Annotated in this window: 20 protein-coding genes, 4 pseudogenes and 1 riboswitch; of the genes and pseudogenes, 5 read left to right on the top strand and 19 right to left on the bottom strand. The window is 42.2% G+C overall.

Annotation, left to right across the window (positions count from 1 at the left end):
* Positions 1 to 48: 48 nt before the first annotated feature.
* From MK370_RS08125 to MK370_RS08085, 9 genes are all read right to left on the bottom strand, one after another.
* A complete protein-coding gene (locus tag MK370_RS08125; RefSeq protein WP_268684874.1) occupies positions 49 to 396 on the bottom strand; it encodes a hypothetical protein in 348 nt (115 codons plus the stop codon).
* Positions 397 to 407: 11 nt separating this feature from the next.
* Positions 408 to 1,664, bottom strand: a complete 1,257-nt coding sequence (locus MK370_RS08120) for a hypothetical protein (RefSeq protein ID WP_268684873.1) — start codon at positions 1,662 to 1,664, stop codon at positions 408 to 410.
* Between the two features lie 224 nt (positions 1,665 to 1,888).
* Complete coding sequence (locus tag MK370_RS08115) at positions 1,889 to 3,271, bottom strand: CapA family protein (RefSeq protein WP_268684872.1); 1,383 nt, start codon at positions 3,269 to 3,271, stop codon at positions 1,889 to 1,891.
* A 215-nt stretch (positions 3,272 to 3,486) separates the two neighbouring features.
* The gene (locus MK370_RS08110) at positions 3,487 to 4,758 is read right to left on the bottom strand and encodes a TRZ/ATZ family protein (RefSeq protein WP_268684871.1); all 1,272 of its coding nucleotides are present in this window, start codon (positions 4,756 to 4,758) and stop codon (positions 3,487 to 3,489) included.
* Between the two features lie 136 nt (positions 4,759 to 4,894).
* A complete protein-coding gene (locus MK370_RS08105) occupies positions 4,895 to 5,605 on the bottom strand; it encodes a methionine ABC transporter permease (RefSeq protein ID WP_004188762.1) in 711 nt (236 codons plus the stop codon).
* On the bottom strand, positions 5,595 to 6,623 hold the full coding sequence (locus tag MK370_RS08100) for a methionine ABC transporter ATP-binding protein (RefSeq protein ID WP_268684870.1): 1,029 nt from the start codon (positions 6,621 to 6,623) through the stop codon (positions 5,595 to 5,597). Before MK370_RS08100 ends, MK370_RS08105 begins: the two co-directional genes overlap by 11 nt.
* Before the next feature lie 154 nt (positions 6,624 to 6,777).
* Positions 6,778 to 7,617, bottom strand: a complete 840-nt coding sequence (locus MK370_RS08095) for a MetQ/NlpA family ABC transporter substrate-binding protein (RefSeq protein ID WP_376739358.1) — start codon at positions 7,615 to 7,617, stop codon at positions 6,778 to 6,780.
* Positions 7,618 to 7,775: 158 nt separating this feature from the next.
* Positions 7,776 to 8,711 (bottom strand): peptide-methionine (R)-S-oxide reductase MsrB, encoded by a 936-nt coding sequence (gene msrB, locus MK370_RS08090; RefSeq protein WP_268684869.1) that lies wholly within the window; start codon positions 8,709 to 8,711, stop codon positions 7,776 to 7,778.
* Between the two features lie 163 nt (positions 8,712 to 8,874).
* Entirely contained in the window at positions 8,875 to 9,813 is a 939-nt protein-coding gene (locus MK370_RS08085; RefSeq protein ID WP_268684868.1) for a dihydroorotate oxidase, read from the bottom strand.
* Between the two features lie 352 nt (positions 9,814 to 10,165).
* Here MK370_RS08085 and gdhA point away from each other — a divergent pair, with 352 nt between their 5' ends.
* From gdhA to MK370_RS08070, 3 genes and pseudogenes are all read left to right on the top strand, one after another.
* The gene (gdhA, locus tag MK370_RS08080; RefSeq protein WP_268684867.1) at positions 10,166 to 11,512 is read left to right on the top strand and encodes an NADP-specific glutamate dehydrogenase; all 1,347 of its coding nucleotides are present in this window, start codon (positions 10,166 to 10,168) and stop codon (positions 11,510 to 11,512) included.
* Positions 11,513 to 11,543: 31 nt separating this feature from the next.
* Positions 11,544 to 12,029: a GNAT family N-acetyltransferase gene (locus tag MK370_RS08075; protein WP_268684866.1), complete on the top strand. Its 486-nt coding sequence runs from the start codon at positions 11,544 to 11,546 to the stop codon at positions 12,027 to 12,029.
* Positions 12,030 to 12,044: 15 nt separating this feature from the next.
* Positions 12,045 to 12,182, top strand: a pseudogene (locus tag MK370_RS08070) (NADP oxidoreductase); the annotation flags it as partial.
* Positions 12,183 to 12,249: 67 nt separating this feature from the next.
* On the opposite strand, the gene MK370_RS08065 reads toward MK370_RS08070, so the two are convergent.
* The 4 genes from MK370_RS08065 to MK370_RS08050 all read right to left on the bottom strand — a co-directional run bounded on the left by MK370_RS08065 (position 12,250) and on the right by MK370_RS08050 (position 15,272).
* A complete protein-coding gene (locus MK370_RS08065) occupies positions 12,250 to 12,618 on the bottom strand; it encodes an EXLDI protein (RefSeq protein WP_268684865.1) in 369 nt (122 codons plus the stop codon).
* 62 nt (positions 12,619 to 12,680) lie between these two features.
* Positions 12,681 to 13,583, bottom strand: a complete 903-nt coding sequence (locus MK370_RS08060) for a DUF2268 domain-containing protein (protein ID WP_268684864.1) — start codon at positions 13,581 to 13,583, stop codon at positions 12,681 to 12,683.
* 173 nt (positions 13,584 to 13,756) lie between these two features.
* On the bottom strand, positions 13,757 to 14,386 hold the full coding sequence (locus MK370_RS08055; RefSeq protein WP_268684863.1) for a DUF4352 domain-containing protein: 630 nt from the start codon (positions 14,384 to 14,386) through the stop codon (positions 13,757 to 13,759).
* Between the two features lie 22 nt (positions 14,387 to 14,408).
* On the bottom strand, positions 14,409 to 15,272 hold the full coding sequence (locus MK370_RS08050) for a mechanosensitive ion channel family protein (protein ID WP_268684862.1): 864 nt from the start codon (positions 15,270 to 15,272) through the stop codon (positions 14,409 to 14,411).
* A 143-nt stretch (positions 15,273 to 15,415) separates the two neighbouring features.
* On the opposite strand from MK370_RS08050, the pseudogene sstT reads away from it, so the two are divergent.
* A pseudogene (sstT, locus tag MK370_RS08045) lies at positions 15,416 to 16,632 on the top strand (serine/threonine transporter SstT).
* A gap of 65 nt (positions 16,633 to 16,697) precedes the next feature.
* Here sstT and MK370_RS08040 read toward each other — a convergent pair.
* From MK370_RS08040 to MK370_RS08025, 4 genes and pseudogenes are all read right to left on the bottom strand, one after another.
* A complete protein-coding gene (locus MK370_RS08040) occupies positions 16,698 to 18,035 on the bottom strand; it encodes an alanine/glycine:cation symporter family protein (RefSeq protein WP_268684861.1) in 1,338 nt (445 codons plus the stop codon).
* 85 nt (positions 18,036 to 18,120) lie between these two features.
* A riboswitch (glycine riboswitch) is annotated at positions 18,121 to 18,213 on the bottom strand.
* Positions 18,214 to 18,380: 167 nt separating this feature from the next.
* Positions 18,381 to 18,695: a thioredoxin gene (gene trxA / locus MK370_RS08035; RefSeq protein ID WP_268684860.1), complete on the bottom strand. Its 315-nt coding sequence runs from the start codon at positions 18,693 to 18,695 to the stop codon at positions 18,381 to 18,383.
* 88 nt (positions 18,696 to 18,783) lie between these two features.
* Positions 18,784 to 19,191, bottom strand: a pseudogene (locus MK370_RS08030) (polyketide cyclase).
* Positions 19,192 to 19,279: 88 nt separating this feature from the next.
* Positions 19,280 to 20,026, bottom strand: a complete 747-nt coding sequence (locus tag MK370_RS08025; RefSeq protein ID WP_268684859.1) for a LysR family transcriptional regulator — start codon at positions 20,024 to 20,026, stop codon at positions 19,280 to 19,282.
* Positions 20,027 to 20,134: 108 nt separating this feature from the next.
* Between MK370_RS08025 and MK370_RS08020 the strand changes: the two genes are divergently transcribed.
* Complete coding sequence (locus tag MK370_RS08020; protein ID WP_003074627.1) at positions 20,135 to 20,653, top strand: DUF4865 family protein; 519 nt, start codon at positions 20,135 to 20,137, stop codon at positions 20,651 to 20,653.
* Between the two features lie 160 nt (positions 20,654 to 20,813).
* Here MK370_RS08020 and trxA (MK370_RS08015) read toward each other — a convergent pair whose 3' ends face one another.
* Both trxA (MK370_RS08015) and MK370_RS08010 read right to left on the bottom strand, forming a co-directional pair.
* Positions 20,814 to 21,128, bottom strand: a complete 315-nt coding sequence (gene trxA, locus MK370_RS08015; protein ID WP_268684858.1) for a thioredoxin — start codon at positions 21,126 to 21,128, stop codon at positions 20,814 to 20,816.
* A gap of 84 nt (positions 21,129 to 21,212) precedes the next feature.
* Positions 21,213 to 22,631: pseudogene (locus MK370_RS08010) on the bottom strand (C69 family dipeptidase).
* Between the last annotated feature and the right edge of the window lie 10 nt (positions 22,632 to 22,641).

The raw sequence follows: 22,641 nt of genomic DNA, 5'->3' as shown, positions 1-22,641 counted from the left end.
TAATTGTCTAACTTTTTGGGGTCAGTACATTATCGGACAGGTCTTTTATCAGTAATTCCTGCTTTGTAAAATATCCATAATATCTTCATGCCTATCTGCATTAATATTTGATGAAACTGCCCATACCATCAATAAAATCCAGCCTAGTAGGGTCGGACTAAGTAGAAAGCATAGAAGAAAAATAATCAACTTACTTCCTGTTCGACAAATCAAAGCTGGAAGAATAGCTAGCCAAGTGAATAAAGCAATTAAAATAATAATAACACTTAAAACAATATTCTCATATTCGACAGACATACTAGCTGCTATTTGAGGTAAAAAGAACAAATAAATAACTGTATAGGTAGGAATTGCATAAAGCATAAAAAAGATAAGATTAGTTAGAGATTGTTTCATAATTAATTTCCTTATTTTCTATAAACTGAATTCTTATGTTCAGTATATTCTCCAAAAGTAAGTTCTCTACGATTGTTTTTCAATAGTACCCCATAAAGCTTCCGAGTCATTCCATCATTATCTGATATCAAAGTGATAACTATATTTGCCACGTATTCCTTAGGTTCTTGAGGTGCTCCATTGTCATCTAAAACAAGACCCCAAACTTTTGTTTCCTGACTAGGTTCTTCTATTTTTACTTTGAAAAGCGTTTCTCCTCCTGATGTAATCATACTTCCTGTTCCATCTTCTTTAATTACGTAGCGAATACTTGATGTCCAGTTAACATAGTAGCCTGCCCATTCTTTGTAGAGCGATGAATTATTGCTAATTGAAGATTCCGAACTATCAGCAGATGACGGTTTAGTTACCTTTGTAGTATAATCGAGAGCAATCCATCCTTTTCCAGACTTCACACGCCCCCAAAGGTGTCCATCCATTTGGACCGTTTCAGTAATCGTGTAAATCCCTTTCTCAATGAAACCTAAATCTTTCCCATTTAATGCTGGTTTCTCGCGAATAATCAAATTATCAATATCGACTTGCACTTGATAATTTACTGGTACCGAAGCAACGCTACTAGACAGAGTAGGGCTATTTTGTTTTTCTTGAACATTAGTTGATGATTCTTTTTCAACAACTTCTTCCTGATTTTTTGTATCCCGAATCTGGCTACTAGATGCTTGAACAGTTGCTATTTGAGTACGATAAGCATTAATAGCATTTTTATAGATGATAAAAACAAGACAGAGTAAAGATAAAATCATACAAGTAGAGATAAAAACAGTATCTCTTTTGCTTTCCTGTCGCCATCGCAATCTGTCTTCTAAATCAACTCCTGCTGAATGACTATTTTGTTTATTTAATTTGGCAGCAAGCTCGTTTTCCTCTGATTCTTTTTTAGCCCACGAATCTCCATGTACATGATTTACCGATACGAGCTGTTCCTCTAATGTTTTATCTACTGCCAACTGAATTTGCTGTGCTTGTGATTCTGCAAGCTGCTTTTTCTCATAATAAATCTCCCTCTTTTGCTCTTCCTCATTCAATAAAACTTGCAAGTCTCCCCGAATAAGTAAATCTGTTGTCTGAGCTAAAGTTTTTCTCAGCTCAAAAATACGTTCGTCCATTTTTTCCTCTAAAAGGGCGATTCGTGCTTTTTCAGCTAACCTTTGCTTTTCTAACAATCGTTCCTCACGTAATTTAGCAGCACTTTTATTTTCTTCCATAACTTTTTCATCCCTTTTTTCTCAGTTAAGCATTGAGCCCCAAATCAATGCTTGTTATGCATAGTATAGCAACTTTTTTATATAACGACAATCTTAAAATAAAAAAGCATAGACCTGAACTGCAACCCCAACAATGCTTTTAAAATCTTTATCAAAAACTAAATTTCAAAACAACAAAAACCAGATTGGAAAATCCAATCTGGCTAAACTCATATTCAAACAATTTATTGCCCCGGCCAATTCAGTCCAACATGAGAATTCATTTCCTGATAGGCGGTATCAATCCGTGCTCTGGTTTCTTGATCCAGTTTGTCTCGATACTTGCCGCCTTCGACAAAGTCATCCAAAATCCAGGTCTGATATGTGTATAAAGGTAGACCGTCTGCTGAAGTAGCGCCCTTTTCAACTCGGCTGACCCAGCTCGGATGAGCCTGAGCACTTTTTATCTGCGTGCCTGATGCTGTCTTCTCAATGGTAACATCCATCAGCACTCCGCGCTCGGTCCAATGAGCATTTTCAATCTCCTCCATGGTTTCGATGCGCTGATTGGAAATGAAATTTCCCATAGAATACATGATCAGCTTCTTCTGGCCATCTTTCTCTAAAATCTCCGCCGGCTCAACCACATGCGGATGCCCTCCAAAGACGATATCTGCTCCCCAGTCAACCATTTTATGGTAGAGGGTCATCTGCTCCTCTGTTGGCTCCAGCTGGTACTCTATCCCCATCTGAGGCATGACGACTGTAATATCTGCTTCCTTTTCTGCCCGCTCAATCTCGGCTCGCATCTTTTCTTCATCCAGATTGGACAGGCGGTTGTCATAGTCTTCCTGACTGAGCAGCCCCTCCATGCCATTGTAACCATAGGAGTAAGCCAGCAGTGCAATCTTAATGCCTTTGACTTCCTTTATTAATAGCGGTGCCTGACTGCGTTTTTCATGAGGATAAACACCGATGGGAGTGATTCCCTCTTTTTCAAAAGCCTGAGCTGTAGTAAAAACACCCTCCAAGCCGGAGTCCAAAATATGGTTATGAGCCAAGTCCATCACCTGATAGCCGGCATCCTTGATTGCTGGAACTACGGCTTCTGGAGCATTAAAGAGCGGATAGCCATTCAAGGGATAGTCCGGCCGAATCGTGCCTTCAAAGTCCCCTAAGACCAAGTCTCCCTGCCGAAGCCATTCTTTGGCATAGTGGAAATTCTCAGAAAATTCATAAGTTCCATCTTCTTTCTGAGCGCTCAGATAAAGTCCGTCGTGATAAAGCAAATCCCCAGTCGCCATGATACGAACCGTCTGATTCTGAGAAGAACCTGACTGCTGCTCTTTCTTACTAGGAGACAGAAAGGTAAAATCCTGCATATGCTCTGACAGCAGAATTAAGCCGGCTGACAGCCCAACAACTGTCAAAAGTACTCCGACAAACTGCCGATTGCTAAGTTGTTTTTGAAAGAACTTAGAACGAGGAAGCAGCAACTTCTTAATCCAATCCCGCCAAGCATGGTAAGCATCTGCCAGGAGAGTATGCTCCGCAGCAAAATCAGATATCTTCTTCCAAAGTTCCTGAAAAAAAGTCTTAATTCTCTCCCAAAGAAATTTTTTATCCATCACATCTCTCCGCTTTTTCTTGCTTGATAATAGTGCATCAACATTTACTATATTGTACTATTTTTATCACCAAAAAGAAAGAAAAGCAAAAAGCAGGAACTGGGAGAGGCATGCTACAATCTAGAAATTGTCGCAATCTCTCCCACTCTCCTGCTCCATTTTCTATTTTTTCAATTCTAAGAGCTGATTGCCGAGATGAAACTCGGCTTTCATTCTTACACAAAACTCCCTACATCAACGGTCAGCACTTGGCCGTCTCGAACGACCTGCTGTCCTGCAATGTAGACATCCTGAACATCGCTGCCTTTGACTGCGTACACTAGGTGTGACAGCATATTTTCCAAAGGATAGAGATGAAGTCGCCCCTTAGGTTGAATAACAATGAAATCGGCTTGCTTGCCTGCTTCCAGACTGCCAATTTTCTTCTCTAAGCCCAGCGCCTTGGCTCCCTCAATAGTCAAAGCTTTTAAAGCCTGCTCAATTGTAAACTGAGTCGCATCTCCTGCCCGCATCTTCTGAAGGAGGGCAGCTGTCCGACCTTCTTCAAACATATCCAGATTATTATTGGAAGCGACAGAGTCCGTCGCTAGGCCAACGGTCACCCCAGCGGCTAGTAAGTCGGTCACCGGAGCTACACCAGAAGCCAGCTTGAGATTGCTGATAGGATTGTGGGCGATGCTGACTGGTGAAGCCGCTAAGTCCGCAATCTCTGAAGGATTCAGCTCAACCCCGTGAGCAAAAATGGCTGGCTGCTCCAAGTAGCCCAGGCCTTTTAAGAAAGCCAGAGGCCGTTTACCATAACGCTCAAGGATGATTTTATTTTCATCCTGTGTCTCAGCCACATGGATATGAAGCTTCAAATCCAGCTCACGCGCTAGCTCAAGACTCCCCTTGAGCAGTTCTTCGTCACAGGCATAAGGCGAATGAGACGCCACCATGACCTGAAAATCTTCATCGTCATAGGAGCGAATTTTCTCAATAATGGCCCGAGTACGAGCCAGAGTCTCTTCTGCCGTTTCCGCGGCTGAGCTAAAGAGGGTTGGTGAGAAATAGCAGCGCATACCAGACTGCCGCACAGCCTGATAAATCCGGTCAATATCCACTCCCTGAGGATTATACATGTCGTTAAAAGTCGTTGTTCCTGACAGCAGCATTTCAGCCAGAGCCAGCTGGACAGCCTGGGTCGTTAAATCCGCTGTGAATTGACTTTCTGCTGGCCAAATATAATCCTCCAGCCATTCATGCAGATTGCTGTCATCACGAATCCCGCGCAGCAAGGTCATGGCCGAGTGAGTATGACAGTTGACCAGCCCTGGCATAATCCAAGCACCTTCATAATCTACTCTTTCACTGCACTTCCCTAGCCAGTTTTCATCATAGGGACCACAGTAGGCAATGCGGTCGTCCTCAACCACTAGCAGCCCGTCCCGGTAAACATGAAATGCGCTATCACAGGTCACCAGATTGACATTTGTATAAGCTTTCATCCGCCATACCCTCACTTTCCCAACACTTGGTTTCAAAAGATTTTAGCTATTATAACAAGCCTAATCTAATTGTGCAAGTCTTTTTATAAAATCATGGCATAAAAAAGAGCCCCGCATGGAGCTCTCCAATACCAACTTAACGTTTATCAACTTTCTTAGTAACGAAGTCACCAAGAATTTGAATAATAAATACCAATATCAAAATACAAACTGTTGATACAAAAATAACATCTTGCATATTTCGAGTAAAGCCAACTTGATAAGCAAGGTTACCAAGACCACCTGCACCAATTACCCCAGCAATAGCAGTTGACCCTACTAGAGCAATAGCAGTTACAGTAATACCAGAAACAAGTGCAGGTAAAGATTCTGGAATTAGGACTTTCCAAATGACCTGAAAAGTATTAGCTCCCATAGATTCTGCAGCCTCAATGACACCAGACGGTATTTCATTTAGAGCAATAGAAACTAATCGAGCATAAAATGGAGCCGCGCTGATAACCAGAGTTGGAATGGCACCTTCCGGACCAATAATTGTTCCCATGATTGAACGAGTAAAAGGAATCAATAAGACCAAAAGGATGATAAAAGGAATGGAACGAAATACGTTAATGATCCCTGCCAGTAAAAAATTAACAAACCTGTTGGCTAGAACTTTTTTAGGACCTGTAAGATAGAGAAATAATCCCAAAATCAATCCTATAACAAAGACATAAAATGTTGATACCAGAGTCATATACAAGGTCTCTTGAATAGCAACAATTAAATTTTCCCAAACAACATTTTTAAAACTCAACATTTCGTTCAGGAGAGCCAAGAACCCTCTTTGTTCTACACTAGCGAACATTATCTAACACCTCCACACTGACACCAGCCTGACGGAAACGATCCAGAACTTCGTGTGTCTTTTCTTCATTTTCTTCGACTACAATAACCATGGAGCCCAACGGGCCTTTTTGGGTTACATTGACTTTGGCTTGCAGAATGGTAATCGTAGCATCCAAATCCCGAATAACGTTCGAAAGCATGCCTTCTGCTGTCTTATCTCCCAGATATTGGATACGAACCAGAGTTCCAGATTTTAGCGATTTTTCTAGATGATGATAGACATGTGTCAGGTCATCTTCCGCAAATTCTTCTCCGACAAACTGTTTGGTGATTTCCTGCTGAGGATTCTTAAAGACATCAATGACTTGCCCTTCTTCGACTACACGGCCATTCTCCATAACGGCAACCTTATGACAAATCTGACTGACCACATGCATCTCATGGGTAATCATAATAATAGTCAGTCCAAGTTTCTTATTGATATCCACTAGAAGTCTCAGTATATCATCGGTTGTTTTAGGATCTAATGCACTCGTTGCCTCATCACAAAGAAGAACTTCTGGGTTATTAGCTAGTGCACGAGCGATCCCTACACGCTGTTTCTGACCACCAGATAATTGAGCTGGATATGATTTTTCTCGCCCTTTTAAACCTACTAACTCGATCAACTCATTGACACGTTTTAGACGCTCATCCTTAGGAACTCCTGCAACTTCCAGCGGGAAGGCAATGTTTTGCTCCACTGTTCGAGACCAGAGCAAATTGAAATGCTGGAAAATCATCGCAATCTTTTTACGTGCTTCTAACAAGTCTTTCCGTTTCAGACTGCTAATATTTTTATCGTTAATGGTTACAGTACCTTTGCTAACCGTTTCAAGACCATTCAGCAAGCGAACTAAAGTGCTCTTTCCTGCGCCAGAAAAGCCTATAATCCCATAAATCTCACCTGTTTGGATATCTAGTGAAACATCATCAACAGCCTTTACCAAACCTTGCTTAGTTTGGTAATACTTAGATACATTCTCAATACGAATCATTATTAGTCCTTTCATTTTTTCATGATGCGCAATCATTCATTTTCTTACATAGAGTGGATAAAATAGCTTATTCTATGAAAAAAACGAACTTAGGAGGAAATCTGTGCTTGATGTAAGTCAGAGTCGCCTCCAAGCGTTCGTCTTTTATATCTCATTATTTTGCTGGAATAACTGATCCGTCCTTGTATTTATCCTTGATGAATTTTTGAATCTCATCACCTTGCAATACCTTAATCAACGCTTTGATTTTTTCGGAATCTTTGTCAGCTGGTCTAACAGCAATCAAATTTGCATATGGTGATTCACTATCCTCAAGAGCAATAGAGTCCTTGACTGGAGAAAGCTTCGCATCAATAGCAAAGTTTGAATTAATAATAACTGCATCTCCTTCATCATTGTTATAGGTTTGTACCAACAATTCTGGAGCAATCTCTGTTTTAATCTGGATATTCTTTGGATTTTCAACAATATCTTTCAACTGAGCATCGACTGGATCAACCCCATCCTTAATCTTCATCAAACCATTTTTGACAAAAAGATCAATAAAGCGACCTACCTCAGCAGGATTGGTTGAAGCATATACTACAGCATCATTTGGTAAATCTTTGATAGATTTGTATTTCTTAGAATATAGCGCCATTGGCTCAATATGAACATTCCCCACACTTACCAAATTTTCATTATTCTCTTTGTTAAATTTATCCAAGTAGGGAGTATGCTGGAAGAAGTTTGCATCTGCGTCACCATCAAAGACTAGTTTATTAGGTGTCACATAATCATTGACAATTTTAACTTCTAAATCATAGCCCTCTTTTTTCAAAATCGGTTTAGCCGCTTCCAAAATCTCAGCATGAGGTGCTGGCGAAGCAACTACCAATATTTTTTTGTCATCACTAGCAGCATCTTTATTTTTTGCACCTCCGCCACAAGCTGCCAATCCCAAGGCTGCAAGGCCGACTAAGCCTACCGAAAAGATTTTTTTCAAATTCATCATTTATTCTCCTTTAATGGATAAAATTCTAAATCTTCTATTTTATAAGATTACTTCTCATTTTACCATGTTAAAGAAGACTTGGCTTATATAAATAATTTATCGCCGTGATAAAAAAATTATATGACTGATTGAAGCATTTGAGTCGATTTTATGCCCTTTTACTGAATGAAAGTCAGCAGATAGCCGTATCCTTCTGCTTCCATTTTCTCTTTTGGGATAAATCGCAGAGCTGCTGAGTTGATACAATAGCGCAAGCCACCTGCTGCTTCTGGACCGTCTGTGAAGACATGCCCCAGATGGGCATTACCAGAACGGCTGCGCACTTCAATCCGCTCCATGCCATGACTCTTGTCTTCATAGTATTTTAGAACATCTTTGGCAATCGGCCGGCTAAAGCTAGGCCAGCCGCAGCCAGACTCAAACTTGTCTCCAGCAAAAAAGAGGGGCTCACCAGTCGTCACATCAACATAAATTCCTTCTTCAAAAGTGGCATTGTAGACATTATGGAAAGGACGCTCTGTCGCACTGTTCTGGGTCACCTGGTACTGCTCTTCCGTCAGCTGCTCTTTTAGTTCCGCATCTGTAGGCTTCTCGTATTGGCCAGGATCGACCAAGGGCTGATAGGCATCATTGACATTGATATGACAGTAGCCACCAGGATTTTTCTTGAGATAATCCTGATGATAGTCCTCAGCTAGGACATAGTGGCGCAAAGGCTCTAGCTCAACAGCAATCTTTCGGCCCAGCTGCTTTTCCTGATTAGCAAAGACCTTCTCAATGACGTTCTTATCGGCTTGATTGGTATAGTAAACGCCTGTCCGGTACTGACGTCCTACATCATTTCCCTGCTTATTGACCGACAGAGGATCAATGACTCGGAAATAATAAAGCAGGATTTCCCGCAGGCTAATCTGATTTTCATCATAAACTAGATGAACCGTCTCTGCATGGTCCGTCTGGTGAATCAGCTGGTAGTTGGTTGATTCCACCTGTCCATTGGCGTATCCCACTGTCGTTTGCTCCACACCCTCAATGCGAGAAAAGTACTCTTCCAATCCCCAGAAGCATCCGCCTGCTAAATAAATTTCTGCCATAAAAGCACCTCATTTCTTTGCGTCTATTTTCTCATAAAAGGAGTCGAAATTATAGCAATTTGATTTGAACTTTCTTCAAATTGATATGAAAAAGCTGGGTTTCAATACTTCTCAACCTAGCCATGTTCTTCATTTCAAATCACAATAACTCTTGTATAGAAGATTACTCCTCAATATACTGCAATTTTCCTCGAAAATCTTCTAAGCTTTCATAGCCTTTTTCTTCCATAATAGTCTTGAGTTCTGCGGTGATACGCTCGAAGGCTGCCACTCCTTCTTTATGAAGGGTTGTTCCTACTTGCACCATACTGGCACCACAGAGGATATGCTCAAAGGCATCACGCCCAGTCAAGACACCACCAGTTCCGATGATTTGGATTTCCGGTTTCAGGCGTTGGTAAAAAGCATGGACATTGGCCAGAGCGGTTGGCTTGATGTACTGACCACCGATACCGCCAAAGCCGTTTTTCGGACGAATGACCACTGACTCATCTTCTATATAAAGGCCGTTTCCGATAGAGTTTACGCAATTGACAAACTTGAGCGGATATTTGTTAAAAATCGCAGCGGCCTGATCAAAATGCACGATGTCAAAATAAGGAGGCAGCTTGATACCCAACGGCTTGGTGAAATAAGCAAAAACCTCTGCCAAAAGCTTATCCGTCGTTTCAAAGTCATAGGCAATCTGAGGCTTGCCAGGGACATTGGGGCAGGAGAGATTGAGCTCAGTAATCCCTTTAAAGTCACTTGCCTGCACTTTCTGAAGAATGGTGTGGGTTTCTTCTGGCGACATACCGACCAAAGAGAGGAAGAAGGTACGATTCGATTCGCTTTCCTGGAGTTCCAGCAAGTAGTCCAGATAGTAGTCTAAGCCATTGTTGGGCAGGCCCATGGAGTTGATAGACCCCAGCGGAACATCCTGATAGCGCGGTTCTGGGTTTCCCTGACGAAATTCCAGCGTCGCTGTCTTAGTCACAAATGTTCCCGCAGCAGAATCTTTGACTTCTGCCAGTTCCTCTTTTGTCATGCAGGCAACCCCAGCTGCATTCATCAGGCAGTTGTCAAATGCAAAACCAGCAATCTGTGTAGATGTCGAAACCATAGTAAAACGCTCCTTTTTCTTCTGAAGGCGAGTGCCTTTAGCTCATTTCCTCTATTATATCACCAAAACTCGCTTTTTCGTTTTTTAAACCAGCAATTCCTGACTAACGTTCGGAAAACATCTAGTTCGCTCAGCTATTTTCTGGAATGTTTCAGAAAATAAATTGTGGAAATTTTTAGAAAATTCAACTTTTTTCTTTACAAGAGAAAAAAAGTCTGCTATAATGTTCCATGTAATAAAATATGACATCTAAAAGATGTCTGTTTTAAGAATCTAAACACATCCTCGTCACACAAGCTGCAAGCAGCTTCCGACAGGATGGTTTACTATTTTATTTAAAGGAGAATGACAGATGACAACTGCTAAAGAATATATCCAAAGCACTTTCGAGATCGTAAAAGCCCGCAACGGACACGAGGCAGAATTCCTCCAAGCTGTTGAAGAGTTTCTCAATACTCTGGAGCCCGTTTTCGAAAAACACCCAGAATACATTGAAGAAAACATCCTAGCGCGTATTACTGAGCCTGAGCGTGTAATCAGCTTCCGTGTTCCTTGGATAGACCGCGAAGGTAACGTACAAGTCAACCGCGGTTACCGCGTGCAATTTAACTCAGCAGTTGGTCCTTATAAAGGCGGACTTCGTTTCCACCCAACTGTAAACCAAGGTATCTTGAAATTCCTAGGATTTGAGCAAATCTTTAAAAATGTATTGACCGGCCTGCCAATCGGCGGTGGTAAAGGTGGATCTGACTTTGATCCCAAAGGTAAGACTGATGCTGAAGTGATGCGCTTCTGCCAAAGCTTTATGACAGAATTGCAAAAATACATCGGCCCATCCCTTGACGTTCCAGCTGGTGATATTGGTGTTGGCGGACGTGAAATCGGCTACCTCTACGGCCAATACAAACGTCTTAACCAATTCGACGCTGGTGTCTTGACTGGTAAACCTCTTGGATTTGGCGGCAGCTTGATCCGTCCAGAAGCAACTGGTTACGGCTTGGTTTACTACACCGAAGAAATGCTCAAGGCTAACGGCCAAAGCTTTGCTGGCAAGAAGGTGGTTATTTCCGGTTCTGGTAACGTAGCCCAATATGCTCTCCAAAAAGCAACTGAGCTGGGAGCAACTGTTATCTCTGTATCTGATTCAAACGGTTATGTCATCGATGAAAACGGTATTGACTTTGATCTTTTGGTTGATGTCAAAGAAAAACGCCGCGCTCGCTTGACAGAATATGCTGCTGAAAAAGCAACTGCTACTTACCATGAAGGTTCTGTCTGGACTTACACTGGTAACTATGATATCGCTCTGCCATGTGCCACACAAAACGAAATCAATGGCGAAGCCGCTAGACGCTTGGTTGCTCAAGGTGTTATCTGTGTATCTGAAGGTGCCAACATGCCGAGTGACCTGAATGCTATCGCTGTTTACAAAGAAAATGGTATCTTCTACGGACCTGCCAAAGCTGCCAATGCTGGTGGTGTAGCTGTATCTGCTCTGGAAATGAGTCAAAACAGCCTTCGTCTGTCATGGACTCGCGAAGAAGTTGACGGCCGCCTCAAGGACATTATGACAAATATCTTCAACACAGCTAAGACTACCGCTGAAACTTACGGACTTGGCAAAGACTACCTTGCAGGGGCAAATATCGCTGCCTTCGAAAACGTAGCCAATGCTATGATTGCGCAAGGTATTGTCTAACTAGTTGATACATCCTATCGGAGGGTAAATCATGAACTTACGGCCAATGGAAGTGAGAGACAATCCAGCTGTAGCGCAGCTCATTCGAGCCAGCCTAGAAGAATTCGGGCTTGACAAACCAGGAACTGTCTACTTTGATTCTCATCTAGATCATTTGGCCGACTACTATCAACATCAAGAGAAAGCAGCTTACTTTGTTCTGGAAGATGAAGGACAGCTCGTTGGCTGCGGTGGCTTTGCACCTGTGTCTGATAAAATTGCTGAATTACAGAAACTGTATGTCACTAAAAACAGTCGTGGCAAAGGTTATTCCAGTCGGCTGATAAAGGAGATATTCCAAGAAGCCCGCCTAGCAGGTTATGAACAGCTTTATCTAGAAACCACTACTGAACTGGCTACGGCCGTGGCCGTCTATCAACACTATGGTTTTACATCACTGCAACAACCACTTTCTAACGCTGCCGGACACCCAGCTATGAATATTTGGATGATAAAATCCCTCTTACCAGATGAATAGATGTCTGTATACTCTGGCTGTCTCAAGAATATCATGACCAACATCCTCAACACAGCTAAAACTACCGCTGAAACTTACGGACTTAGCAAAGACTATCTGGCTGGTGCTAATATCGCTGCCTTCAAAAACGTAGCCAATGCTATGATTACCTAAGGTGTGGTCTAAAAAAATCAAAACAAGAACTCAAAAAATCCGACTGCTTATCAAAGCAGCCGGATTTTTATATATCTAATTTTTCAAAAAATTTGCCTGCTACCTGCTTTTCTTTTAGCTTCTCTAACAGCTCATTCTCCAGGAAAGGACTTAGTTCGTCAAAATCTTGGCAAACCTTAAAGACAGTTTCTCTGTCCAACTGGCCATAAGTTAGTTCATAATAGTCCTTATTATGATGCCAGTCCTGGTCATAGTTGATATCTGTCCGTTGATAGTAAACAATGTTTTGCTTGGGTGTCAGGTAAAGCTTCTGTGTTAGAATGCTTTTCTGATCTTTGGACAGCTTGCTGCGGCTGAAAATTTTAACACCTTGAAAAATCTTGCGCTCATGGATACCTTGATTTGTGACTTTTAATTCAATTCTTTTATAATGCATACTGATACCTCCAGAAATCACCTACATTATATCAAGTTTTGACAGATTTTCAAGTAAAAGTGTCATTTCCAAAAGTCTTTAGTCGCCTCTAAAATTTCTTCTGTCGGTGTTACTGTGGCCTCAATAATGCTCTTGCCAGTCTTTTTCAGATAGGCTTGTATCAGATGATAGCCATAAGCATAGCCTGCAGCATAAGGCATACCGACTGGTATTTGCCCCTGTATTTCTGCAATTTCATCACCGTAGAGATAAGGAGCCATTTCCGCCATCCCTGTTAGCTGAAGCTGACTGGAGATGATGGGCTTAATCTCTTCTAACTGCTCGGAACTAGTTGAAGTGACCCAAGGTCCAATGAGCTCCTTGCCATAGAGTTCAGCAGCAAAGGACTCTGCCAATCCTTCACTAACTACCCAGTCTGCTAGTGTCGTCTGCTGGTTCCATTTGATAAATTGGAAGCGGACATTATGGTTGCACTCGTGAGCCAACGCAGCCTGCACACGTGGTAAAGTATAGTCATTTGGCAGCAGACTAAGCATGAGGTAGCCTGGAATTCCTCCATCTCCGCTGTAACCCTTATTGAGCTGTAGCATGGGCTTTTCTGGATTGCCTAACAAAATAGTAAAATAGTAATCCTCAACCTCTAAATCATAGCCAGCTTGCTCAAAAAGACCGATACTCCTCTTGATGGTATCTTGACAATTTTGCCAGAGTTGATCAGAGCTCAGAGCATCAATAGCCGGCCTATCCTTTTCTGACAGAGTGCCGGGTAGCTGATTCATAAAGCCAAGTAGGAAAAGAGCATCAAATCCTCCGGGATACTTCGCTTTCAGAGGAATGTGTTGTGTTTGATATTTTGTTGCAAAAGGTGCTAAAATCTTAGCTCGAAAACAACCCTCTCTTTTTTCCAATGGCAGTTCAAGCAACTCCTGATAAACTTTATCTGAACGAATCATATTGATTTGCATGGTAATCTCCTTTTCTAATTTTCACCAGTATACACCCTCCTCTAAGGTCAGAGTCAAGAAAAAGATTTGAAACTTTCGCCTCAAATCCTCTTTTATCTATAGCATTTGCTGCCTCCACTTTCAAATCTAGTGAGGAAAGTAGCAAAGACATTAGAGTAATAGGTTAATTTTCCCTATTGCTCCTTCTTTTTCTCTTGCTTTGTCTTGTTTTTCTCCTTTTGCCACTTAGCATTTTCGTAGGTCACGGTATAGGTATCCTCATCGCCGCCTTCCCCGTCAAAGATTAGGTCAAAACGGACTGACTTGCCCGGCGCCAGATTGGTGCCGATTTGTGTATTGTCAAAGGTTGAGCCATCCAAAATGTAGACATTTTCCTTCTTGTCATAGAGTCCAAAATCATAAGGACTAACCAGAATGGGCTTTTTAGAAGTATTTTCAACCGTGATTGTCGCAACGACAGCTACACCAGTTGACTCATCACTCATGACTTTCTTGCTGTCTTCTACTGCTGAATGAACGGTCACCTTAAGTCCACTGGAAAATTCAACTGTTTTTTCAAAAGCATGGCTGTTATAGGACTCTAAAGGCGAGTTATGGTAGCCTGTGAGGGACTTGAGATGGTCATTTTCCTCCATAAGGCCAATCGTGGTGATGACGAGGAGAATGCTGAGCAAGGCCAGAAGAAAGATGATAATCCCAGACACCAGAGCCGCCCAAAAGAGACCCTGCTTGTGGAGAGGACGTTTTAAACGGTAAACACGATTGTTCTCACTGACAATCTCCTGCTGAATTCGCTGATTCATATGGACCTTTCTAAATCAATAATTACTTGCCTTTTGAAAGAGGTCCAAGCGTCGGAAGCTCAATCCCCTCTCGTAAAAGCGCCTCATGGTAAAGACGGTAGAAGATATGGTAAATAGAAATCTGCATGCCTCCCTGCACTATCATACTGATACGGAAGTTGAACTGGCCATTTGAAGCCATCTGCGGCCCCAAAATATTCGGCTCTTTAAGAATCTCTGGATGTTCTGGCCCAGCTTCTTCATTGACCTTGGCAATGATGCGGTAAATCTCGTCCAAATCCGTCTGGGCATAAATGGGAATGTCAATCAGAACACGCATATCGCCTCGAGACAGATTGCTGACAACCATGATATTGCGGTTGGGCACAAAATGCAGCGTGCCGTCCGCGTCCCGTACCTGCGTCGTCCGAATCCCAACACTGATTACTGTTCCAGCGATGTTGATAGGACCGTTAGTCAGGCGAACATTATCACCAACATCTAACTGCCGCTCGAGAAGGATAAAGAAACCATTGACCAGATCCGACAGAAAGCCCTGGGCTCCCATCCCGATGGCCACCCCGGCAATTCCGGCACCAGCTAAAAGGCTGGAAACTGGCAGACCCAAGATGGATAAAACCCAGTAAATCAAGAGGAAATACAAGACATAATTAAGCAGATTCTCAATCAAACGAGTAATGGTTTTCTGTCTGGCTACATCCTGCTTGGATAGTTTAAGAGAGGGAGCAATAATCTTGGTCACTGACAAATGCAGGATTTTCTTAACGATGTAAAATAAGATAAAAAGCAGAAGTAAAGAAACCAGCTTGGAAAAGAGGTCATCTGCAATCTTGCTCCAGTCAAACTGCTGGATATAGCGGGAAAAGACATTTCCGGTCTTAGACATAGGCTACCTCCAAAAAGATTACTACCATTATACCACAAAGACCAATCTGCGCGGACATAGAATGGTTAGTCCGACCTAGCATTGCTTTCACCCCCTTTCTATCGTATAATAAAATAAGTATCTAAGACAAGAAAGGAACTTACATGCTCCATCGCTTCATCACAATTTGGAATAAAACCAATCTAATCAAGCGGACTTCCATCGGTATTGGCATTGGTGTCCTACTGGCTGTCATCTTCCCCCAAGCACAAGCCATCGGACTTCTGGGCCAAATCTTCGTTGGCGGCCTCAAGGCCATCGCTTCGCTCCTGGTCTTCGCTCTGGTGGCAAATGCCCTGTCTCAGCAGCAGAAAGGACAAAAGAGCAATATGAAAACAGTCATCTTGCTCTATCTTCTGGGAACCTTTGCGGCGGCCTTGGTCGCGGTCCTGGTCAACTTTTTCTTTCCCATTAGTATAGAGTTGCTTCATCCTCCCAAAAGGTTTCTCCGCCAGATGGGATCGGACAAGTCCTCAGCAATCTTCTGCTTCAGCTGGTGGACAATCCCGTCAACGCCCTCATCACCGCGAACTACATCGGTATCCTATCCTGGGCTCTCATCTTTGGAATTGCCATGCGGGAAGCCAGCCACCACAGCAAGGAACTGCTCCAAACCTTGGCAGATATTACTTCTAAGATTGTCGAGTGGATTATCAACCTAGCCCCTCTCGGCATTCTAGGTCTGGTTTACACAACCATTTCCGACAATGGCTTCCAAGCTCTAAAAAGCTATAGCATCCTGCTGCTGGTCTTGATAGCCAGCATGCTGATTGTCGTTCTGATTATCAATCCTTTGATTACCTTTATCATGCTGCAGAAAAATCCTTATCCCTTGGTCTGGCGCTGTTTGCGAGTCAGTGGTGTGACTGCCTTTTTCACGCGCAGCTCTGCGGCAAACATCCCCGTCAATATGAAACTCTGTCGGGATCTGGGGCTCAATCCAGAGACCTACTCGGTCTCTATTCCTCTGGGAGCTACTATCAACATGGCAGGGGCTGCTATTACTATCAATACCTTGACCTTGGCTGCTGTCAACACGCTGGGTATCCGGGTTGACTTTGGCACAGCTCTAGTTCTCAGTATTGTAGCGGCAATTTCTGCCTGCGGGGCTTCCGGTGTAGCTGGCGGGTCTCTCCTACTCATTCCGGTCGCCTGCAGCCTCTTTGGGATTTCCAATGATTTGGCCATGCAGGTAGTCAGCTTCGGCTTCGTTATCAGTGTCATTCAGGACTCCTGTGAAACAGCCCTCAACTCTTCTACTGACGTTCTCTTTACAGCTGTGGCCGAGATGAGCAGCTGGCCAAAAGAAAAACGCTATTAATTTCGACAAAAAACCTCTAGACTTCCATCATTACGGAAAGCTAGAGGCTTTTTTATGTGCGAAAGTTAGTTCTTTCGATGCTTGTCAAAATATTTCTTTGTTTCACTAATGACAATTGGAGACAAGACTAATAAGGCAATCAAGTTTGGCAAGGCCATGAGGGCATTGACAATATCTGCAATAATCCAGACCGCCTCCAGACCCACAAAGCCACCGAGTACAATCATCAGGACAAAAAGCAGACGATAAACGCGGATATAGCGAACCCCAAAGAGAAACTCAAAACAGCGCTCACCATAGTAGTTCCAGCCCAAGATAGTCGTAAAGGCAAAGAGAACTAGAAAGACTGAAAGCAGGACAGGACCAAAATTAGCAAAAACAGTCGCAAAGGCTGCCTGAGTCAGGGACACACCATTGAGATTGCCATCCCAGACCCCTGTGATTAAAATCGTCAATCCTGTCAGGCTACAGATAATCAGGGTGTCGATGAAGGTTCCGGTCATAGAAATCAGGCCTTGTTCTACCGGTTCCTTCGCCCGAGCTGCTGCCGCTGCAATGGGTGCTGATCCCAAACCAGATTCATTGGAGAAAACTCCACGCGCAACCCCATTTTGAATGGCCATCTGGATGGTCGCACCAGCAAAGCCACCGACAGCAGCCGTCTGACTAAAAGCTGAGCTAAAGACCAGCTGGAGAGTCGGCAGTAATCGATCTAGATTGACCACTAAGACAGTCATAGTGCCCAAGATATAAATCGCCGCCATAAAGGGCACAACCTTGGTCGATACTCGAGCAATAGACTGGATGCCGCTGAAAATAACCAGAGCTACTAAAATAGCCAAGATAGAAGCTGTCACAGCTGGAGGCAGCTGAATGGTATTCTGCATGGCCTCTGTGATGGAATTGACCTGCGTAAAAGTCCCAATCCCCAAAAGAGCCACCAAGATACCAGCTATCGCAAAAAAGATGGCCAGCGGGCGCCACTTCTCGCCCATCCCTAGTAAGATATAGTGCATAGGACCGCCTGCCATGGCTCCATGAGCATCCTTGCGGCGGTACTTGATAGCGAGAAGACCTTCAGCATACTTGGTCGCCATTCCAAAGAAAGCAGCTACCCACATCCAGAAGAGGGCACCCGGTCCACCGGTTTTAATAGCTGTTGCTACTCCGATGATATTTCCTGTCCCAACAGTCGCGGCTAGAGCTGTACAGAGAGCCGCAAAGCTAGAGACATCGCCCTGATGCTCCTCGTCTGATACAAAAATTAGCCGAAAGGCACGCGGAAGCCGAAAAATCTGCAGCAAGCCCAGACGCAGACTGAGATAGATACCGGTACCAACCAACAAAATGAGCAGGGGCGGACCCCAAACTAAAGAATCCAGACGATTCAATATTTCCAACATGATATAAGCTCCTTTTCACACCGAGAAAAAGAAAGAGCACATGCAAAACATGTACTCTGGATGTGCTGGAGTAGGGAAATCCCTGCCTCTTCGCTCTGTCCTTTTACCTGAGAGTTTGAGCGGTTCTATACCGCCTTGCCCCTTCGGTGCCATTCATGGTCTCTCCAGAGTTCCGTCCATTTCACAGTCAGAGACATCTACCTCTTTCTGAAAAACTTCGTTCGGTGTTGATTATTAATTTTATATTATTCTAAAAGAACATTCGCCTTTTGTCAATATTTTATGAAAATTTTTAAGGATGTAAACGTTTTTTGATACAAAAAAAGAAGCCCAGAGGCTTCTTGCTTAGCTTAATTCGGCGATAATAGCCTTGAGCTGGTCTTTGGTGTGAACACCTGCGATTTGCTTAACGACTTGACCATCTTTCTTGAACAGAAGGGTCGGAATGGACATAATGCCAAATTCACGGGCAGTATTTGGATTTTCATCCACATCCATTTTAAGGATTTTCAATTCGTCCTCATGAACTTCTCCTGCCAACTGCTCCAAGATAGGTGCCTGCATACGGCACGGACCGCACCAAGTTGCCCAAAAATCAATCAGAACCAGTCCGTCTTTTGTTTCTTCTGCAAATGTTGCATCTGTAACTGCTGCTACCATAAATTTTCTCCTTTAATAGCTTACTTTTGATAACATTTTACACCAAAAGCCAGAGAAAGAAAAAATTCTCTAGCTAAGTAAAGAATTCTTATTTTTCCAAACAATTTTTTAAAATAAAAATAGATTGAGGAACATCTGAGAAAACTTGGCTTAAAAATTCCAAATGTTGCTGATCTTTGCTACCTAAAGCTACGGTGTGCTTGACATTTACAGTGCCATCATCGTTCTCAATGATCTGATGACCAAAAAGGATATCTCCAAACGGGGTCGCTGTTTTATCCCAAAATTCCTAAAAGGGCTTGACAAGTGTCAGCTGATATTCCATTGGGGGCATTCCTTCGAGTTCCATCATCCCACAAGAACCTGTCTTAAATCCACCATTTAATGTAATATTTTTTAAATCTTCTTCCCAGTCATACCACTTTTCAATATTTTCATAGTAGGCCCATACATCTTCTTTTGATGCTTTTATGGTTAAACTAAAACTAAATTCCATTATAAAATCTCCTTTATAATATGTATGATTATTATAAGTGTATTTATAATGTTTTTTCTTTCTAGCATTAGCATTTCTTCTAAATGAGCTACCTGCTTTGGTTCTTCTTTTCATACTGATAAAATGGAATCAGAACGATGTCCTGGTCGTATGGCTTGATTTTCGCTCTCTTATTTAACCATTTAGGCAATAGTGCGATTCCTTTCCCGTTTTCGACTAAGCTGATAATGTTCTCAAAAGAATCAATTTCTACAACTGATTTTAAATGAGCAAACTTCATTAAGCTTTGTTTTCTAAAAGGGCAATTTTTATCTTTATTAACGAATATAGGCATTTCCTCAGTAGCCTTTATATTGCTCGAACAAGCATAAACTGACTCGATATGCCCGATAGTCTCATCATAATGCTTTAAATTTTCAATTTTTTGAAAGCAAAAAATTTTATCAAAGTCTTCCTGATGAGCAATGATTGGTATATCCGAAGTTTTTTGGATATTGATCTCACTTTTATTCAAATCAATTGCTTGTGAATTATTAATATCGTGATTGAACAATAATTCTGAAATTAAGATGGATATTTTCGAGGTTTCACATTTCTTTTTTAATTTCTCTAAATTGTTAGAAGTTTCCTTACAAAATTGATAAAATAAATCTCCACTTTCTGTCGGAATTAAACCATTATATTTTCTGTAAAATAATTTTGTATCTAATTCAGTTTCAAGCACCTTCAATCTAGCACTGAGATTAGATTGCGCATATTGTAAGAACTCTGAACTTTTGTTTATTGACCTTGTCTCATAGATTGTCACAAAAATGCTCATATCATTAAAATTCATTTAAAACACCCTATCACTTTTTATGATAATTATATCATTTTTAAGTATTATTCAATATGATATAAATCATTTATACTATCAATAGTTCATTAGAAAAGGGGTACTACAATGCAAGCAATGCAATATACTATAAAATTACCAGCAGATTATGATATGGATATCATTAGACAACGTGTCCGAAATACAGGTCATTTGATGGATGGATTCGACGATTTGTTTTTCAAAGTTTATTTAATCTCTGAAAAATCTGAAGGCCAATTATTTAACAGTTACTGTCCGCTATATATTTGGAAAAATACCAACGGAATGACAAAATTCATATTTGATGGTTACTTTGATCATATTTTAAATTCGTTTGGCTGGCAAAATATTGAAATCGGAATAACTTCATCAGTCGAAATATCTGATCATTTTGACTCAAGTAAATATGCTACATTAGAAGTCATTGATATAGAAGCATCTGAAAGTTTAAAATCCTTTACCATTCACGAGCAAATGCAAAACAACGAAAGTGGCAAAGCCGTTATTTTCAATCCTGATAAATGGAAAAAATGTATCTTTACTTTTTATACCAATAAACCCGACACACAACTACCAACATTTGAAATTTTGCACATTTCACAATAAGTGCTTATGATAAGTTATAGGGAAACGCCTGAGCAAACACTTCTTCAGTATTTTGCACACTATGATAGTATACTTGCTCTTCCCAAAATTGTATGACCTTTACTGTCATCGGCTAAATGAAAAAATCGTTACGACATGTAACGATTTTTTGGCTATGCTATTATCTCAATTCGGCGATAATAGCCTTGAGCTGGTCTTTGGTGTGAACACCTGCGACTTGCTTAACGACTTGACCATCTTTCTTGAACAGAAGGGTCGGAATGGACATAATGCCAAATTCACGGGCAGTATTTGGATTTTCATCCACATCCATTTTAAGGATTTTCAATTCGTCCTCATGAACTTCTCCTGCCAACTGCTCCAAGATAGGCGCCTGCATACGGCATGGACCGCACCAAGTTGCCCAAAAGTCAATCAGAACCAATCCGTCTTTTGTTTCTTCTGCAAATGTTGCATCTGTAACTGCTGCTACCATAAATTTTCTCCTTTAATAGCTTACTTTTGATAACATTTTACACCAAAAACATCAGAAAGAAAAATATTTGCTACGGGTAGGTTCTTAGTCACTCAGTGAGAAATGGTTGATCATGAGATTGCTGGCATCCAAGAGAACTTTTTCCAAGAGCTGGTCTGTCGCTTCTTGCACCTTGTCGCTCATAGCTTGATTTTCAGCTTCAAAGTCCACATCCTCGCCCTTAGCCAGAGGTCGATCTACCCGACCAATCATTTCATGACCCCAGGCCATGGTCTTTTCCTGATAATCATCCAAGTCTCCGACATGACTGCTAAAATGAGCATCAGCCAACCCAGCAATCAGGCGATTGGCCCAGTAGAAGGAATCCGTCGAAACCTTGTCTGTCGTGTTGGCAAAGTAGTCTGGCGTTGTTGAGACTTGAGTAAAGAAAGGAACGGCTGTATTGTAAGGCATGGAGCCATAGGATAGCCACTGGATCCCAGTCGTTGCCTGCGGTTGGTTAGGGCGCAGCTACAAGATAGCTGTCTGACTGGTCCGATTGATTCCAATAGTCCGAAAGGCACGTCTGCTATGGTGGTCACCCTCTGCTCCGTAAGGATCATAAGGCGAATCCTGATAGTGACTGCTCAGCACATACTTGACATCTTCGATTGTGATCTTGCGGTAAGGCTTGCGGCACCAAGGAATGAAGAAACTCCTTGGATCTTGCTCCACTTCTGGATTGAGAAAACGCTGGATATCCCAAGCTCGCGGTGTATTGTAATGGCGGTCCTTATCCTTCTGGCTGCCAAAAGCATAGCGTGGATTGAAACCCTCATCTGAGTAATTCAGATTGAGATGGTTTTCCTTGATAAAGTTTTTGAGATTTGGATGACAGAGAAAATGCTCAGGATTGTCAAATTCAAAATAATCACTGCCCAGCTGATTGGGATTGGTCACATAGGCATCATCCGGTACACGCCGCGCCATCCAATGATGCCCGCCAATGGTTTCCAGCCACCAAATCTCATTGACATCCGAAATAGCAATCCCATTGGACTCATAAGTGCCGTACTCCTCTAGGATTTTCCCTAAGCGTAGAACCCCTTCGCGAGCTATTTTGATATAGGGCAAGACCAGCGTAAGGATATCTTCCTCGCTGATACCTGACTCTACCAAAGGATCAGCTCCTAGCACGCGGCTATTGGTCGTAATCATTTCCGTTGCGCTGACAGCAACATTATAACTGTTAATCCCAGCAGCTCCCCAAATCCCATCCTTGGAAACTGCATCTGGCACTGCCGTATAGCGGACTGGATTGTCCGGCAAATCTATCTCAAATGATGTCAAAACTGACTGATAATGGCGAGGCTGGTCTTGTGGCTCCACTACGATAAATTTCTTGGGTGTAAAGACCCCATTTTGTGAATCCTCCGTACGAGCCACAATGGTTGAACCGTCGTAACTGGCCTTCTTGCCCACCAAAATAGTCGTGCAGGAATCTGATAAATAATTAAATTTCATGGCTTATCTC

Origin of the sequence: Streptococcus sanguinis, from assembly GCF_026781265.1 — a bacterium.
In the GTDB taxonomy this organism is placed as follows: Bacteria; Bacillota; Bacilli; order Lactobacillales; family Streptococcaceae; genus Streptococcus; species Streptococcus sanguinis_T.
The sequence above is the reverse complement of the archived record's forward strand: the minus strand, read 5'-3'. Positions and strand labels throughout refer to the sequence as shown.

Coding starts and splice junctions, on each gene's coding strand:
- MK370_RS08125 (WP_268684874.1), bottom strand. CDS start 396: ATGAAACAATCTCTAACTAATCTTATCTTTTTTATGCTTTATGCAATT.
- MK370_RS08120 (WP_268684873.1), bottom strand. CDS start 1,664: ATGGAAGAAAATAAAAGTGCTGCTAAATTACGTGAGGAACGATTGTTA.
- MK370_RS08115 (WP_268684872.1), bottom strand. CDS start 3,271: ATGGATAAAAAATTTCTTTGGGAGAGAATTAAGACTTTTTTTCAGGAA.
- MK370_RS08110 (WP_268684871.1), bottom strand. CDS start 4,758: ATGAAAGCTTATACAAATGTCAATCTGGTGACCTGTGATAGCGCATTT.
- MK370_RS08105 (WP_004188762.1), bottom strand. CDS start 5,605: ATGTTCGCTAGTGTAGAACAAAGAGGGTTCTTGGCTCTCCTGAACGAA.
- MK370_RS08100 (WP_268684870.1), bottom strand. CDS start 6,623: ATGATTCGTATTGAGAATGTATCTAAGTATTACCAAACTAAGCAAGGT.
- MK370_RS08095 (WP_376739358.1), bottom strand. CDS start 7,617: ATGATGAATTTGAAAAAAATCTTTTCGGTAGGCTTAGTCGGCCTTGCA.
- msrB (WP_268684869.1), bottom strand. CDS start 8,711: ATGGCAGAAATTTATTTAGCAGGCGGATGCTTCTGGGGATTGGAAGAG.
- MK370_RS08085 (WP_268684868.1), bottom strand. CDS start 9,813: ATGGTTTCGACATCTACACAGATTGCTGGTTTTGCATTTGACAACTGC.
- gdhA (WP_268684867.1), top strand. CDS start 10,166: ATGACAACTGCTAAAGAATATATCCAAAGCACTTTCGAGATCGTAAAA.
- MK370_RS08075 (WP_268684866.1), top strand. CDS start 11,544: ATGAACTTACGGCCAATGGAAGTGAGAGACAATCCAGCTGTAGCGCAG.
- MK370_RS08065 (WP_268684865.1), bottom strand. CDS start 12,618: ATGCATTATAAAAGAATTGAATTAAAAGTCACAAATCAAGGTATCCAT.
- MK370_RS08060 (WP_268684864.1), bottom strand. CDS start 13,583: ATGCAAATCAATATGATTCGTTCAGATAAAGTTTATCAGGAGTTGCTT.
- MK370_RS08055 (WP_268684863.1), bottom strand. CDS start 14,386: ATGAATCAGCGAATTCAGCAGGAGATTGTCAGTGAGAACAATCGTGTT.
- MK370_RS08050 (WP_268684862.1), bottom strand. CDS start 15,272: ATGTCTAAGACCGGAAATGTCTTTTCCCGCTATATCCAGCAGTTTGAC.
- MK370_RS08040 (WP_268684861.1), bottom strand. CDS start 18,035: ATGTTGGAAATATTGAATCGTCTGGATTCTTTAGTTTGGGGTCCGCCC.
- trxA (WP_268684860.1), bottom strand. CDS start 18,695: ATGGTAGCAGCAGTTACAGATGCAACATTTGCAGAAGAAACAAAAGAC.
- MK370_RS08025 (WP_268684859.1), bottom strand. CDS start 20,026: ATGAATTTTAATGATATGAGCATTTTTGTGACAATCTATGAGACAAGG.
- MK370_RS08020 (WP_003074627.1), top strand. CDS start 20,135: ATGCAAGCAATGCAATATACTATAAAATTACCAGCAGATTATGATATG.
- trxA (WP_268684858.1), bottom strand. CDS start 21,128: ATGGTAGCAGCAGTTACAGATGCAACATTTGCAGAAGAAACAAAAGAC.